Raw genomic sequence first — 15021 nt, forward strand, 5'->3', positions numbered from 1 at the left:
CGCAAATTCGCTTCGCGAATGCGCGGTTATTGACATCGTATAGAGAGAAATAAACAACATTGTTGGTCCCACGCGTAAGTGGCGGCCTCAGCGTGGTTCCTTCCGTATCATTATCTCCGCAAGGAGTTGATGGGGCGGGTTACAAGGAAGGCTGTTTCAAGTCCCTTTCCTCGGACTTTTTACGGTATCCCGCCTGAAACGACGATGTTGTCCAAGTCAAGTACACTAACCAACGTTCAGGTCCGCAGCACGGATTTGAACGCGTTCGATCCGCAAGGATCGGACATGTGCTTCTTAACGGATCAAAGACCGACATCTGCGATCTGGTTCTTCGGAACAGTTAAGAAGCGCGGGAAAGTATGCTTTTGGTCCAGATTGCCCCTTCTGGGGGAAGAGGTCAGATATACAAAAGGTCTGTCTTCTTCTGGATCAAATCAAGCGCGAGAAGGGCGTTTGGTGAATGCCTTGGCAGTAAGAGGCGATGAAGGACGTGATACTCTGCGATAAGCTTTGGGAAGGTGAGAATAGCCGTTATACCCAGAGATTTCCGAATGGGGCAACCCACCTGACACTTTGTTATTATTGCACTTATGTGCAGCTAATAATGAGGTGAGACAGGTATTTATAGACTGAATACATAGGTTTATAAAAGCAAACCCGGGGAACTGAAACATCTAAGTACCCGGAGGAAAGGACATCAATTGATACTCCCCTAGTAGCGGCGAGCGAACGGGGACCAGCCGAGCCATGAGTGTGGATAGAATGTGTTGGAAAGCACAACCATAGTGGGTGACAGTCCCGTATATGAAGCATGATTGGACGTATTAAGTAGGGCGGAACACGTGAAATTCTGTCTGAAGATCGGAGGACCACCTTCGAAGGCTAAGTACTCCTTACTGACCGATAGTGAACCAGTACCGTGAGGGAAAGGTGAAAAGCACCCCGACGAGGGGAGTGAAACAGTACCTGAAACCGAACGCCTACAATCAGTCGGAGCCCCCTTGCGGGGTGACGGCGTACCTTTTGTATAATGGGTCATCGACTTGGTCTATCTAGCAAGCTTAAGCCGTTAGGTGTAGGCGCAGCGAAAGCGAGTCTTAATAGGGCGAATGAGTTAGGTGGATCAGACCCGAAACCGAGTGATCTAGGCATGGCCAGGTTGAAGGTGCAGTAACATGCACTGGAGGACCGAACCCACATCTGTTGAAAAAGATCGGGATGAGCTGTGCCTAGGGGTGAAAGGCCAATCAAACTCGGAGATAGCTGGTTCTCTGCGAAATCTATTTAGGTAGAGCGTCATACGAATACTCCCGGGGGTAGAGCACTGGATGGGTAATGGGGCCCCACAGGCTTACTGATCCTAACCAAACTCCGAATACCGGGAAGTACTATATGGCAGACACACAGCGGATGCTAACGTCCGTTGTGGAGAGGGAAACAACCCTGACCTACAGCTAAGGCCCCTAATTCATGGCTAAGTGGGAAAGCAGGTGAGACGACCAAAACAACCAGGAGGTTGGCTTAGAAGCAGCCATCCTTTAAAGATAGCGTAACAGCTCACTGGTCTAATTTAAGTTGTCTTGCGGCGAAGATGTACCGGGGCTCAAGCCATGAGCCGAAGCTTAGGGTGTGCACTTATGTGCACGCGGTAGCAGAGCGTAGTGTGACATAGTTCCGTTCCTCATTGATGCCTTCGGGCATGTTTGAGGATTGGAGCTTTCTGTGAAGCCGGCGCGTGAGCGATCCGGTGGAGAGATCACTAGTGAGAATGATGACATGAGTAGCGACAAACAGGGTGAGAGACCCTGTCGCCGAAAATCCAAGGGTTCCTGCTTAAAGCTAATCTGAGCAGGGTAAGCCGACCCCTAAGGCGAGGCCGAAAGGCGTAGTCGATGGGAACCAGGTTAATATTCCTGGGCCATGAGGTGGTGACGGATCTCGAAGGTAGTTCATCCTTATCGGATTGAATGGGCTGCTAAGAGGTTCCTGGAAATAGCCCCTCTATTAGATCGTACCCTAAACCGACACAGGTGGATAGGTAGAGCATACCAAGGCGCTTGAGAGAACGATGTTGAAGGAACTCGGCAAAATACCTCCGTAAGTTCGCGAGAAGGAGGCCCAGTTTCTACGCAAGTATTGACTGGGGGCACAAACCAGGGGGTGGCGACTGTTTACTAAAAACACAGGGCTCTGCGAAGTCGCAAGACGACGTATAGGGTCTGACGCCTGCCCGGTGCCGGAAGGTTAAAAGGAGGAGTGCAAGCTCCGAATTGAAGCCCCGGTAAACGGCGGCCGTAACTATAACGGTCCTAAGGTAGCGAAATTCCTTGTCGGGTAAGTTCCGACCTGCACGAATGGCGTAACGACTTCCCCGCTGTCTCCAACATCGACTCAGCGAAATTGAATTGCCTGTCAAGATGCAGGCTTCCCGCGGTTAGACGGAAAGACCCCGTGCACCTTTACTACAGCTTCGCACTGGCATCAGATACAATATGTGCAGAATAGGTGGTAGGCTTTGAAGCAGGAACGCTAGTTTCTGTGGAGCCTCCTTTGAGATACCACCCTTGTTTTGTTTGATGTCTAACCGCGGTCCGTTATCCGGATCCGGGACCCTGCGTGGCGGGTAGTTTGACTGGGGCGGTCGCCTCCTAAAGAGTAACGGAGGCGCGCGAAGGTTGGCTCAGAGCGGTCGGAAATCGCTCGTTGAGTGCAATGGCAGAAGCCAGCCTGACTGCGAGACTGACAAGTCGAGCAGAGTCGAAAGACGGCCATAGTGATCCGGTGGTCCCGAGTGGAAGGGCCATCGCTCAACGGATAAAAGGTACGCCGGGGATAACAGGCTGATACTGCCCAAGAGTCCATATCGACGGCAGTGTTTGGCACCTCGATGTCGGCTCATCTCATCCTGGGGCTGGAGCAGGTCCCAAGGGTACGGCTGTTCGCCGTTTAAAGAGGTACGTGAGCTGGGTTTAGAACGTCGTGAGACAGTTCGGTCCCTATCTGCCGTGGGTGTAGGATACTTGAGAGGAGTTGCCCCTAGTACGAGAGGACCGGGGTGAACGAACCACTGGTGGACCAGTTGTCGTGCCAACGGCAGTGCTGGGTAGCTATGTTCGGACAGGATAACCGCTGAAGGCATCTAAGCGGGAAGCCCCCCTCAAAACAAGGTATCCCTGAGGACCGTGGAAGACTACCACGTCGATAGGCCGGAGATGTAAGCGCAGCAATGCGTTCAGTTGACCGGTACTAATTGTCCGATAGGCTTGATTTGATCCAGTAGAAGTCAAACCCTACTGATCTATCAAAAGCATACACACCAGTGTACTGACTTGGAACGGCTCTTTCCTCGGTTTGGTGGTCACAGCACAAGTGAAACACCCGACCCCATCCCGAACTCGGAAGTTAAGCACTGTCGCGCCAATGGTACTGCGTCTCAAGACGTGGGAGAGTAGGTCACCGCCAAACCTAGAAAAGAGCCAATATTCTCTCAATACAAACACAAAACAAACCGCCCCGTGCAGAAATGCCGGGGCGGTTTGACGTTCCGGGGGGGCGTGCTTGAAATGCGCTACTGAAAAACCGTCGCGCAGGTCAGAAAACGTTCCACGTCCTGCTTGATGGCGGCCCATCGGGGCAGATAGGGCAGTTTAAAGTTTACTCTCACGTCAACTTCGGAATATTTAAAGCGCATATTACAGCTGGGATAACGAATGCGTTCATTTTAGATTGAGCACGCAATTGCAGTCTTTGGCTGGTTTGCGTCATCCAAATCAAAATAAACATTCTGTTCCAGGTAGCCCTGAGGAGGCACCACTTTGGTCAACCCATATGGACCTTGTGTGATGGGGAACTCTTCCATCGGACGCCTCTCGTCAAAATGCCCCCCATCATCGAGATCATAAGCGAGACTGTCTCCCGAAGCCCAATGTAATCACCGACAAGGAATGTCCCATATTGCCGCGCATGAGCATTGTCAGGTTGAGCGCGATGTATTGCCGCCGTTTGTGGGCGGGTCACCGGCAAGAAATCATCAATCATGAAGGCAAACAGCTGTGCCGTGTGGTGCACACCTTCCTCGTGATCCGGCCTGTCTTCCAGATAGATCTTTGGAACGCGCATCGGTATAAGCTTGTTCTCAAGATCCATCTCGATAAACCACTCCACCATCTCGTTCTCGCGGCCGAAGAACTGGCAGGGATCAGAAGGCGGCGTGTTCAGCAGTTCATCGACGGTGAATGTGTTGCGCGACGAGGTGGCGGCTTCTGGTTGATGCAGCGCCAAGGGAAGCGTCAGCGCCGATACAGCGAGGGCTGTGATCCACAAAGGGCCGGAAAATCTTGAGAGGCGCCTGTTTGGCATGTGTGAATGCCTCCGGATACAATCAACTCGAACAAGCCATTGTTATCGTGAAGTGCGCCCGATGTGAACCTGGCTTTGCACATCATCCTCACTCCCCGGTCGCACACCCCAGAAACCGCTCCACCCGGGCCTGAACCTCCGCCCACATCGGCAGCAGGTCCGCGCTGTAGTCCAGCACCACGCCAACGCCCCGCGTCCGCAACTCGTGAGTGCAGGTTTGGCGCGGTGTGGTCTTTGATCTCGAACATTCGATGATGGCACGGGGTGTGCCATTGGGCTGTGTGGCGACATAGATTTCGCGTTGCGGGTTGGCATCCGTGTTGGTCATTGGAATAAGGCCCAAATCATCCGGGGCGACTTTCGACCGTCCTTCGGTCAGCGTTCTCAGACGTGTCTCCAGTTTCTGGAAGTCACCGATCAGAATGGTGATAAACGCCGCCTGTTGGGAAAACCCTTTTTGAGTGTCGTGCAACACCTGTGCTTGCGCCCGGGTTACCGGCACAAAGCTTTTCAGCATCACCCGCAACAAGACCGACCCGTGGCGTAACCCGCTTAGTTGATCTGCAGGCTCTTCCAGATAGGAAAGGGGCAAGCTGATCTCTACCTCCCCATCGGACCCCATATCGAGGTAGAGCACCACCATGTCCGCCTCCGCCGTGAATAGGTGACAGGGATCCATTGTGGGAGTGATCAGAAGCGTATCGTCACTGACCGCGCGCGCAGGCAAGGTGTTTGCGAGCGCGATGAAGCCAGTGGTTATCAGTGCGGAACAAATCTTCACACCTAACTATGCGTCCGTTTCCGCGTTTCGGCAAATCGGGAACTGGAGCAGGTGGTTGTCTATGGGTTGGGGATTGATACGCGAAGTTGAAGGGATTCCAGCCCCGGATTGACCGGCACGATGTCACCATTCGACCGATGATCAAGCGAGATGCTGTAACGCATACCGTCCGGGCGCTCATATCCGGCATCTATGCCTGAGCGAAACTCAACCGGATGGCCCATGATCGGCCCTTTGCCGCGCAGCCAGATGCCGGGCATGAAAGAGAGCTGTGTGAACGCTTTTCCGTCCCAAAGATGAAAGGCATTCACCGCGCCAAGCCCGACCCAAGCATCTCCAAGGCTGTCAATCGATGCCCCGATTGTGGGTTGGAAGGGGCCAAAGCGAAGCGGTAAATCGTGGCGGTAATAGACCTCGGCGCCGATGGAATCAGCCTCGAAGATCAGGTCACCGGCGGACAAGACGTGGCGTGAAATTGCGGCCACTGGTTTCACACAGCCCGAGGCACAGTGATTGACCCACATGTCAATCAAGCCCGTCAGCAGAAACAAGACCGCAAGTGTGCCATCCATTGAGATAACCTTCCGTGTTCTCAGTTGGTTACCCAATTGAACTGACGATGTCACGCAACTGAAAACCAGTTCGGGTTTTTGTATCAGTTTTTTGCCATATAAGCTTGTGGTTCGCAAACCGTGCGCCTATATACACGACATTGGCGCGGGATGGAGCAGCCCGGTAGCTCGTCAGGCTCATAACCTGAAGGTCGTAGGTTCAAATCCTACTCCCGCAACCAACAAAACCGACACCCCGCCCGTAAAACGGCGGGGTTCGTCGTTTTTAGATGCCGAGAACGCCAAGATCGCGGCCAACTCGCCATACAATTCAAAGTCATGACAGTCCGGCGCGTTTTCATTTGGATGCAGCCGGACTTCCGACAACAAGGACCGCAGTAGTTCGATAGCTTGCGGCCTCGTGTTCACCTCTTAGAAGCTGTCGCTTGGCCTCTCTCCTGATCGATCCACGGCACCTCGGCATCAGGTTTCGCGGGGTTGGAATTCAATCGAACGGCATGGAGAACCTGATTGACCACGAGGGCTAAGAGTGAACCTTCCCTACCGAACTTTTCTGCTGAACAAAGATTTTCCGGGGTCATAGCCCCACAGGCTGAGAAGAAAGAAGCCGCATGTGCAGGCGCACACCCAAATCAGCGCATTCAGCTCAAGCTTCTGATACAGCGCGAACCGGACCAGTTCGACCGCGTAGGTGAAGGGGTTCCACACAACCACGGACGCAATATGCGGGGCGTTTTCTTGCATGCGCCACAGCGGGTAAAGCGCTGTCGACAGAAAGAACATCGGGAAGATGACAAAGTTCATGACTCCGGCAAAGTTTTGAAGCCGCGTGATCATGGAAGACAGAAAAAGCCCCATCGCGCCGAGCATCAAGCCGACAAGAAAGAGCGCCGGCAGCACGGCGCCGTAGCCGCCCAACGGCATGCGGATGTCAAACATCCACGCGATCACAAGAAAGACGACGCATTGCAGCACCGACACAAATGCGCTTGCGATGAGCTTTGCCAGCAATATCCACCAGCGCGGCACCGGTGCGGTCAATAGCAGCCGCATTGACCCCATTTCGCGGTCATAGACCATCGAAAGCGACGATTGCATCGCGTTGAAAAGAACGATCATCGCGCACAGGCCGGGCACGATGTAGGTCTCGTATTTGATGTAGGTCTCGTAAGGGGGGATGATAGACAGGCCAAGGGCCGCGCGAAATCCAGCGCCAAAGATGAACAACCAGACCAGCGGTCGAACGAGGGCGGCAAGGAACCGTTCGCGCTGATGCAGGAAGCGAAGCAGCTCGCGAATGACGATGGCTTTGAAAGCGGTCATCATAACTGCGGTCTTTCGTGGCCTGCATAGTGCTCGGACAATCCTTTTGCCCCTCCGAGTTCGGCAAAGCTACCTCGACTTACGACCTGACCAGCCTGCATCACGATCACGTCGTCTTCAGGCCAAAGCTCATCAAGCAAATGGGTGATCCAAAGGACGGTTACGCCCTGCGCGCTCATCGCGTGGACCGCATCGACGATGGCCTGCTTTGATGCAGGGTCCAGCCCAGATGTTGGTTCATCAAGCAACAGGATCTCGGGGCTTGGCAGAAGGGCGCGCGCGATCTCAAGGCGGCGGCGATGGCCGCCGTTCAAGTCGCGCACAGAACTGCCCTCGCGACCTTCAAGGCCAAGCTGCGCAAGAAGGCGCTCTATCTCGGAGTTCGGGTTTTTCATGCCGTGCAGCCCGGCAAAATAGCGCAGGTTCTGGACAACCGACAATTCAAGGTCCAAGGCGGATTGCTGAAACACCATGCCGACATGACGCAGCCCTGCGCGAGAGTGCGACGTTGACTTCCCCATCACGCGGACCTCGCCGCTGTCTGGGCGCAGCAAGCCCGCAATCAGATTGAAAACCGTGGATTTCCCGGCCCCATTCGGACCAAGCAATGCCGTGAACGACCCCGGCGCCAACCGCAAAGTAAACTGCGACAGAACAGACCGAGGCCCATAGCTTAGGTCCACAGCATCAAGGGTCACTGCATCCGTCATTCGATTGTGATCTCGATCCTTTGGCTGTCCCCGGTGCTGCCCGGAATGCGCAGCTCATAGCTGCCCGGCTTGATGGCGACAAACCCGATTTCCATCGTGCCTGCATCATCGAATTCGATTGAGTGAAGTGCATAGGGGCGCGTTTCCAGCCCTTCGATCACGACCTCATCTACCCAGATTGCACGAAAGAAGTCGGACCCCGCAAGACCGATTTCACCCGACCCATCTGCGGTGAACTCGACCTCGTAGTATTTGCCGGATTTAAGAACCCAAGGCGCGTCGGCGAGGGGTTCGCCGACGGAAAGAATGACCTCTGGCAGATCCACTTTGTTCGCGCCGGACAATAGCCCCGCCATGCCCAGACCGTCGTCATCGTTGTCTGCGATTGCAGCATTGGCCGCGAGAAGGCTGGCAAGAACAATTGCTTTTTTCATTTAATAGACTCCTTAGTTGGTTGGGCGTGCGACCGCGCCCCAAGGGAAGCGGCCAACTTTTATGGATTTGATGGCTTTGTTGGTCGCCAGATCGACAACACTGACGTCGCCAGAAACGCCATTGGTCGTGAACAGCTTTGTGCCGTCAGGTGAAAAAGCCATGTGCCAGACACGGCGCCCAACCAGGATATAATCAAGCACCTCGTAGTTTGCTGTATCGACCACCGCGACGTGGTTAGAGGGGCCAAGCGCCACATAGGCAAGGCTGTTGTCGTCGTTGAGTTCAACCCCAACGGGCTGCACCTTGTCATGGTGAACGCCGGTGATATCAAACTCGATCTTAGCGATCTGGCTTTGGTCAGAGGTGTTGAACACAGCAACCGTGCCGCCGATCTCAGAGCTGATCCACAGCTTCGATCCATCATCCGTAAACTCAGCATGACGTGGGCGCGCATCAACCAGCGAGTTGGCGTAGATGCTGTTGGTCTCGGTGTCGATCCAATGCGCCATGTTGGTGGTTTCGGATGTTGTGATGGTCGTTTTGCCGTCCGGGCTAACGGCCATGCCTTCGGGTTCAACGCCGACGTTGATCTGCGTGATTACGTGATGTGTTTCGGTGTCCACAACCGTGGTCACGGCGTCATCCTCGTTCGCGATGTAAAGTAGCTTTCCATTCGGATGCAGCGCGAATTGCTCGGGGTCTTCGCCAGACGGCAGCTCGTGTATGATCTTGCCAGCTTCGACGTCGAACACCTGCACCGCGTCGGAATCTGACGCGCAGATATAGAGATACTTGTAGTCGTGTGAAAACAGGATACCGCGCGGGCGTTCACCCACATCGTATTCCCGAACGACCTCAAGCTGATCAACGTCGATCACCGAGATCGTGTCGCTTTTTTCATTCGAAACCCAGATTTCGTCGCCAAGTGCTGCGGCTGGAAGCGTTGCGGCGAGGGTCATCAGACAGGTTTGTATCTTCATTGCTCTATTCTCCAAACGCGGTGCATTGGCTTTCCGGCGCATCAATACCAAGGCTGTCGAGCTCGTTTTCGGCATGCAGGAAACCTTCAAGCGGTGCCATCGCAACGAGGGCAGACGCATGCGTTAACCCAATGGGTTGGCGCATCTGGCCATTCCAGTTCCTGAATGAAAGCGGACGACCTTTGAAACCCGCCAACTCAATGCCATTCAGCAGGAAGGCGCGGATGTCTTTGTGGTCGGCAAAATCGGTCCGAAGCTGAGCTTCGTCTACCGCACGCAATGCAGCCCAAGCGGCGTAGTCAACATCCTGCATGTCGCGCCCAGCCAAGTCGTGAAAACGGCTTTGCAACTGGGCCGCCCCCCATTGTTCATTGACACGCGCCCAACCGGTCGCACGCAACCCGTCGCCGCCAACAATTGGACGCGCAAGCCAGGTATTATACGCAAGGTAACGGGCAAAATCGTTGTGTTCATCCGCGACGATCAGCACATCGTAGTCACCAAGCTGCTGCGTCAATAACGGCACTTCAGCCCCGGCTTGCCGCCGCAAATCGCCATCAAGCACCCAGGGCACTTCGCTCTCGATGCTCATACCGAATTTGCGGGACGATTTGCGCAGCGCATCCGCAAACTTTGTATCCTCGGACGCGTTGCCGGTAATGAGCGCCAGATTTTCCCAACGCTTTTTCAACATGAACTGCATCAGCGCATCGGTGCGCATGGCGTAGCTTGGAATTGTGTGAAGCAGCGTGGCCCGACAGTTCTCGCCCCTAAGACTGTCGTCATACGACCGCACATTGAAAAAGAGCCGGTCTTCACTGCCGTCAACAAGGCTCATCATCTCATCCGCGCTCATGTCCAATACGACATAGCGTGCTTCGTTTGCCTGCAACGCCGCGCGTGCAGCGTCCAGATCGCCTTCGTCCAGGTCGATCTTATCGAGGATGAACTGATACCCCATGAAACTGCCTGTCGTGTTGTTGTCAGCAACCGCAAGTTGGGCACCCGCAAGACCAAGGTCATCGGGAAGAGGGTCTAGGTTGGAAAAAACGGGCCGTTCAGGCGTGGCAATCCGCAGGTAAAGCACGGCCACATCGCGCAGCTCGCTTGCTGCGCTGGTCGTCGTGGACATCAATCCGACAACCAGCACACTTAAAAGCGCTTTTATCATTTTCGCCATATGGTCCTCCCCTCAGGGCAGTCTGGCCGAAGAGGCGATAATCGAGAAGTTGGACCAAGGTCGAATAGTGCGGTTCCAGAATGCCAATTACAAAGTTGCAAAAGAATGGAGGAGACACGATGAAACTCTCACTACAGTTACTTGTGCCGCCGCTCGTTTTGGCTGCCGCTGCCGCTTTTGCACATGGCGACGTTGCCCCGCAGGCCGTTGATACAGCCGGACTTCCTGACCTTGGCGAAGAGTGGCTTGAGGAGAACCCCTGGCGCGATCCGGCTGGTGAAAACTGGCAAACCGCCATTGATATTGGCGCATCCGGTTACAACCAGAACTGCGCGCGCTGCCACGGGCTTGAAGTTGTCTCGGGAGGGTTGGCACCTGACCTGCGCTATCTCAGTGCGGACTGGGATGGTGACGAATGGTATCTGGAGCGCTTTCGCTATGGTATGACGCAAAACGGAACCACAAAAATGCCAGCCTTTGGTGACTTGCTTGGGCAGGAAGCCGCTTGGGCGATCCGCACCTATGTAGAAACCCGACCAGATGACGGGGCATTTGACGACCATCAGCCCCGGCTCGCTGCGATCCGCGATCTGCTGAACGAGCGTGCAAGCGAATTTCAGGGTGCCGACGACACATCTTCGTTGAGTGAGGAAATTGAAGCTTTGAAGACCGAACTGGCGGGGATAAATGCGACTGCCGAGACGGGTTCTGAAGCGCCCGTCGCAGAATCTGCCGTGTCGCGCGCGGCTCTGGCTCTTGATGGCAGCGCTGCGAGCTTTGCGAAAGCAGCCGAGCTGTTGACCATCGGCCTGTCTGCGGCGCACTGATCATCGTGCGTTTTTGGTCTCATATTGTCTTGGTTCTTGGCCTGTTGATCGGCTCGGCTCAAGCGGGCTGGGCACGGTGCGAAGATTTGGCCAAGGGCTATGGCGATGTGATTCCCAAACGATCGGACACTCGGATAGATGTCGGTCAGGACTTTGACACGATCCTCGAGCGTGGCTTTCTGACCTTTGCCGTTTATGAAAACTTTGCCCCTTTCTCATGGGAGGATGGGGGCAAACCCATGGGCATTGATATCGAGATTGCGCGAATCATCGCCGCGGATATCGGTGTCGAGGCCCGCTTTAACTTTGTGGCGGCTGACGAAAGTGTAGATGCCGATCTGCGCAATCAGATATGGAAGGGGCCATTGATCGGTGGGCAGGTGTCGAACATCATGATGCATGTCCCATACAGCAAGGACTTGCAGTGCCGGAACGAGTTCGTTGTCCTTAACGGCCAGTATTTCAACGAAACGCTGGCCACCGCCTACCGCGTCGATGTTTTCCCGGACGAACCACCGACGACGCCCTTTTACCGTTTTCACAAGGTCGGTGTTGAAAACCACACGATCTCGGATTTCTATCTGTCGAACTTCAATGGCGGAATGCTGTTGTCCAACATTCGCCACTACCCTGAGCATGAAGATGCCTTTGCAGCCATGGAAGCAGGAGAGGTTGACGCGGTGATGGGCGTGAAAAGCGTGTTGGAGTATCTGGACCAAAGCGACGAGATCGCAGTGGCGACGCCACCCTTGGTGAACTTCGCGCTCGACACCTGGACCCTTGGTGTTGCCGTGCGCCACAATTTCCGCGAACTTTCTTACGCTGCTGACTACGCGATTTCTGATGCAATTGCAGATGGGCGAATTGCCGAGATTTTCAAACGCTTTGGCGTAACGCACACTGCTCCGGATTATTGATCGCTAGGTGATCTTCTCCACCACGCCATTCTGATCTTCCAACCAAATCGTTGCTATTCCCAGTGACCGCAGAGAGAGCCTGTCGATCTGCTGCTTCGGCATGAGCGCCACGGCCGTCGAAAACCCATCCGCAATCGCAGAGCTACGCGCCTCGACCGTCACCGTCTTCCAAATCGGAGTTTTGCCGAAGGGGTGGACAATGTGTGCCTGACCATTCGCGCGCGTCATTGCTCCGGGTGAGCTTGTTGCCAAGCCGAGATTTTCCAGATCTGTGTGCGCGACCCTTTGGGCGTCATCGTTTTCGATCGCCAACCGCCACGGCCCGTCCCCGGCCGCAAATTCACCGAGGTTGATCAGATGCTCTGCGTGGCCCCGGCGGCGCAACAAACGCGCCAAGCGGTCACTTGCATAGCCTTGCGCGATCCCATTCAGCGTAAGGGCGGCCCCCGCTTCTGCAAGCTGAATGAAGTCGTGTCCAATCTCGACCTGTTCGAAACCCATAGCCGGGTTCAGCGCATGTCCTTCAGCGCTCCAGACAGTTTGCACGGTCGGGTCAAACAGCCCCCCTGTCGCAGTCCAGATCAGCTTTGAGAGTTGGAGCAACTCGACCAGTTCTTCTGGCGGGTTTTGCATGACGCCGTTCCGATTCAGTCGCGACAGTGCTGAAGCTGGGCGGAATAGGCTGAACACGTCTTCCAGCCGCTCAACCTCTCGCTCGATTGCGGCGAAAGTCTGCGCTGTGTCGTTGTTGTTTTCATAGAAAATCACGGACAGATCAGCGCCAAACCCTTTCCCAGTCCAAACCCGTCGACTGGGTTCGTATTGCGCCAAAGCCAGCGCACCGATAGCCGCTGTTCCGAGCTTAAGAACGGTTCTTCGCTGCATCATGACGCCCGTGCCTTTCGCTTATCCGTGACGATCAAAGGCACGCATTTGTTGCGATCCTCAAAGATGTCGACGCAGTCCAAACACCCGAAACATTCTGAGTAATCGATTTTTCCGGTCGCTTTGATGGCTCCGTAATCGCATTTGACCTTGCAAAGCTGGCAAGGTGACCCGCATTCCGTGCGCCGTTCGATCCAGGGGGTAAGGCGCAACCACCCACCAATGGCCATCAATGCGCCAAGCGGACAGAGGTAGCGGCAGTAGGCCTTGAAGACGACAGCCGACGCGAGCAGGCAGAGAACCGCGTAAAAGACATAGAACCACTCGCGCTGAAAGAAGACCGAAATTGCTGTCTTGAAAGGTTCGACTTCAGCAGCCTTTTCGACATGTTCAGGGCGGTAGAACATGATGATCAACAGACCCAAAAGCACCAAATACTTCAGGGACTTCAAGCGCTGGTCCCACCGATCTGATACTTTCACCTGCTGCACGTTAAGGCGCTTTGCAACAGCCCCCACGAACTCCTGCATCGCACCAAACGGGCAGAGCCAACCACAAAACAGGGCGCGGCCCCAGATGAAAAACCCGATGATGGTTGCGCCCCAAAGGACAAGCGAGAAAGGATCATAAAGCAGAAAGCTGAGCGACTTCCCGGCCAACATTGCAGAGAGGGTTGCAATGGGCGTCAGGATCGACAGTTGTCCCTGACCCCACCAACCGACAAATCCTAGTGTCGTTGCAAGCACGGCGTATCGGAACACGCGGTATTCGCGCCGCTTCACAAAGGCGCGGTTAAACGCCATGATCGCGAACACCAGCGCCACAAAACCACCAAGCAAAAGCAGATCAACCCGTCGGTTCAGCACCGCGCTTTCGAACGGGGAAAGCGGTTTGGGAGGGGTCAGAACATCAAAGAACCGTTCGTCTGCTTTGACCGTCCAGCTAAAGCGTGCCTGACCTTCTTCTGGCTGAAGCATACCGTGTTGGCGAACGGCAAGTAGGCTAAGGTCCCATTCCCGCACCGGATTAAATCCCAAGCGGCGATCCAGACGCAGCACCATGGCTTGTCCCTCGGGCACGTCGTCTTTCAGGTTGATCAGAAGGTCTGCGTCCCTTGCCGAAACCGGAAACTCGTCTTGGGCCGCTTCGATCCAGGACGGGGCGGTGTTTCTAACGAAATCTTCTGAGACAAGGCCGTGGTCTCCTGCCTCGATCAGCAATACGGTCTGATCATCCGGGGATATATCACCCAGCCGTTCCCAATCGCGAAGCATCCGGTCCCCCATGACGGCGCGCGCAACCGAGGGGGCAGTGACATCCACAATCCACAAGTCAATGAACAGATCATTGTCCGAGGCATCGGGAAAAGGATCGTCGCTCTGCCATATGGTGCCCGCAAATACTGCGCGCACCTCGCCATGCGTGGTCGTCACATGGCGCGCAATTCCTTGATCGACCAAGTCCTGCCACGAGAAGGACAGGTCGAGATCTGGTTTGGGGACTACCTTTTCTTGCGGCCGAGAGATACCTTTTAGCTTCTGACGCGCCACTTCGCGCGCTGCCGCCATGACGCTTTCATGTGCAATCCTGACAGAGGCCGTCGCCTTGGTCACTCCATCCAAATATACCAAGGACCCACCACCGCCGGACCCATAGTTGGTTCCGATGGTGATCGGTGTGTTGATCGACAGCCCGCGGTATTGCTCGAGGAACTGGCGAAACGGCGCTTCGCCCAGACCGGACACGAAGATGGGTTCGCTTTGGTTCAACAGTTTTACATCGATGAACCCACCATCAAGGTCCAACACAACCATCACATTGATTGCAGCGCCCGAAAAGCCCGGAAGCGGCGAGATGGCTTCGGACTGAATGACATAGCCGCCTTTCGCACCACTGCCGTTCAGCAATTGCCAGACGCCTTCGATATCCGTTGGCTCGCCAAGGCTGTAGGGCGCAATCACGGCATCTCGAAGTTCAGCTTCATCGACAAGATCTGCAGCCGCCCATGGCGTGCTGAACAATAGCATGAGCAATGCAGCGAAAGACCTGGAT

At 54.9% G+C, this 15021-nt stretch carries 12 protein-coding genes, 1 tRNA gene and 2 rRNA genes; 5 read left to right on the plus strand and 10 right to left on the minus strand.

The features are described 5' to 3' along the window. Window positions 1-432 precede the first annotated feature (432 nt). Window positions 433-3271: ribosomal RNA gene (locus tag ACXYMP_RS03335) — 23S ribosomal RNA — on the plus strand. 79 nt (window positions 3272-3350) lie between these two features. Further along, window positions 3351-3465: ribosomal RNA gene (gene rrf, locus ACXYMP_RS03340) — 5S ribosomal RNA — on the plus strand. A 354-nt stretch (window positions 3466-3819) separates the two neighbouring features. Here the strand turns inward: rrf and ACXYMP_RS03345 are convergent. From ACXYMP_RS03345 to ACXYMP_RS03355, 3 genes are all read right to left on the minus strand, one after another. Then, on the minus strand, window positions 3820-4323 hold the full coding sequence (locus ACXYMP_RS03345; RefSeq protein ID WP_458904340.1) for a hypothetical protein: 504 nt from the start codon (window positions 4321-4323) through the stop codon (window positions 3820-3822). 124 nt (window positions 4324-4447) lie between these two features. Then, on the minus strand, window positions 4448-5002 hold the full coding sequence (locus ACXYMP_RS03350; RefSeq protein ID WP_458904342.1) for a hypothetical protein: 555 nt from the start codon (window positions 5000-5002) through the stop codon (window positions 4448-4450). A 197-nt stretch (window positions 5003-5199) separates the two neighbouring features. Further along, window positions 5200-5712 (minus strand): acyloxyacyl hydrolase, encoded by a 513-nt coding sequence (locus ACXYMP_RS03355; protein WP_458904344.1) that lies wholly within the window; start codon window positions 5710-5712, stop codon window positions 5200-5202. 144 nt (window positions 5713-5856) lie between these two features. Between ACXYMP_RS03355 and ACXYMP_RS03360 the strand changes: the two genes are divergently transcribed. Beyond that, window positions 5857-5933 (plus strand) — tRNA-Met (locus tag ACXYMP_RS03360). A gap of 319 nt (window positions 5934-6252) precedes the next feature. On the opposite strand, the gene ACXYMP_RS03365 is transcribed toward ACXYMP_RS03360, so the two are convergent. From ACXYMP_RS03365 to ACXYMP_RS03385, 5 genes are read right to left on the minus strand one after another with little or no spacing between them, the layout of a single operon-like run. Beyond that, on the minus strand, window positions 6253-7035 hold the full coding sequence (locus ACXYMP_RS03365) for an ABC transporter permease (protein WP_298568805.1): 783 nt from the start codon (window positions 7033-7035) through the stop codon (window positions 6253-6255). Beyond that, a complete protein-coding gene (locus tag ACXYMP_RS03370; protein ID WP_298568803.1) occupies window positions 7035-7745 on the minus strand; it encodes an ATP-binding cassette domain-containing protein in 711 nt (236 codons plus the stop codon). Before ACXYMP_RS03370 ends, ACXYMP_RS03365 begins: the two co-directional genes overlap by 1 nt. Continuing rightward, window positions 7742-8179: a cupredoxin domain-containing protein gene (locus ACXYMP_RS03375; RefSeq protein ID WP_298568801.1), complete on the minus strand. Its 438-nt coding sequence runs from the start codon at window positions 8177-8179 to the stop codon at window positions 7742-7744. The genes ACXYMP_RS03370 and ACXYMP_RS03375 overlap by 4 nt, the downstream gene beginning before the upstream one ends. A gap of 12 nt (window positions 8180-8191) precedes the next feature. Continuing rightward, the gene (locus ACXYMP_RS03380; RefSeq protein ID WP_458904347.1) at window positions 8192-9139 is read right to left on the minus strand and encodes a PQQ-dependent catabolism-associated beta-propeller protein; all 948 of its coding nucleotides are present in this window, start codon (window positions 9137-9139) and stop codon (window positions 8192-8194) included. A gap of 25 nt (window positions 9140-9164) precedes the next feature. Further along, window positions 9165-10340, minus strand: coding sequence for an ABC transporter substrate-binding protein (locus ACXYMP_RS03385; protein WP_458904349.1), 1176 nt, complete (start codon window positions 10338-10340; stop codon window positions 9165-9167). Window positions 10341-10459: 119 nt separating this feature from the next. Here ACXYMP_RS03385 and pedF point away from each other — a divergent pair, with 119 nt between their 5' ends. Continuing rightward, window positions 10460-11167 carry a cytochrome c-550 PedF gene (gene pedF, locus ACXYMP_RS03390; RefSeq protein ID WP_458904351.1) on the plus strand — a complete coding sequence of 236 codons (708 nt, stop codon included), beginning with the start codon at window positions 10460-10462 and terminating at the stop codon, window positions 11165-11167. 5 nt (window positions 11168-11172) lie between these two features. Further along, entirely contained in the window at window positions 11173-12084 is a 912-nt protein-coding gene (locus ACXYMP_RS03395) for a substrate-binding periplasmic protein (protein WP_458904353.1), read from the plus strand. 3 nt (window positions 12085-12087) lie between these two features. Here ACXYMP_RS03395 and ACXYMP_RS03400 read toward each other — a convergent pair whose 3' ends face one another. Both ACXYMP_RS03400 and ACXYMP_RS03405 read right to left on the minus strand, forming a co-directional pair. Next, complete coding sequence (locus ACXYMP_RS03400) at window positions 12088-12972, minus strand: FAD:protein FMN transferase (protein ID WP_458904355.1); 885 nt, start codon at window positions 12970-12972, stop codon at window positions 12088-12090. Next, window positions 12969-14996, minus strand: coding sequence for a 4Fe-4S binding protein (locus ACXYMP_RS03405; protein ID WP_458904357.1), 2028 nt, complete (start codon window positions 14994-14996; stop codon window positions 12969-12971). The genes ACXYMP_RS03400 and ACXYMP_RS03405 overlap by 4 nt, the downstream gene beginning before the upstream one ends. Between the last annotated feature and the right edge of the window lie 25 nt (window positions 14997-15021).

The sequence above is a fragment of the Aliiroseovarius sp. CAU 1755 genome, assembly GCF_054482655.1.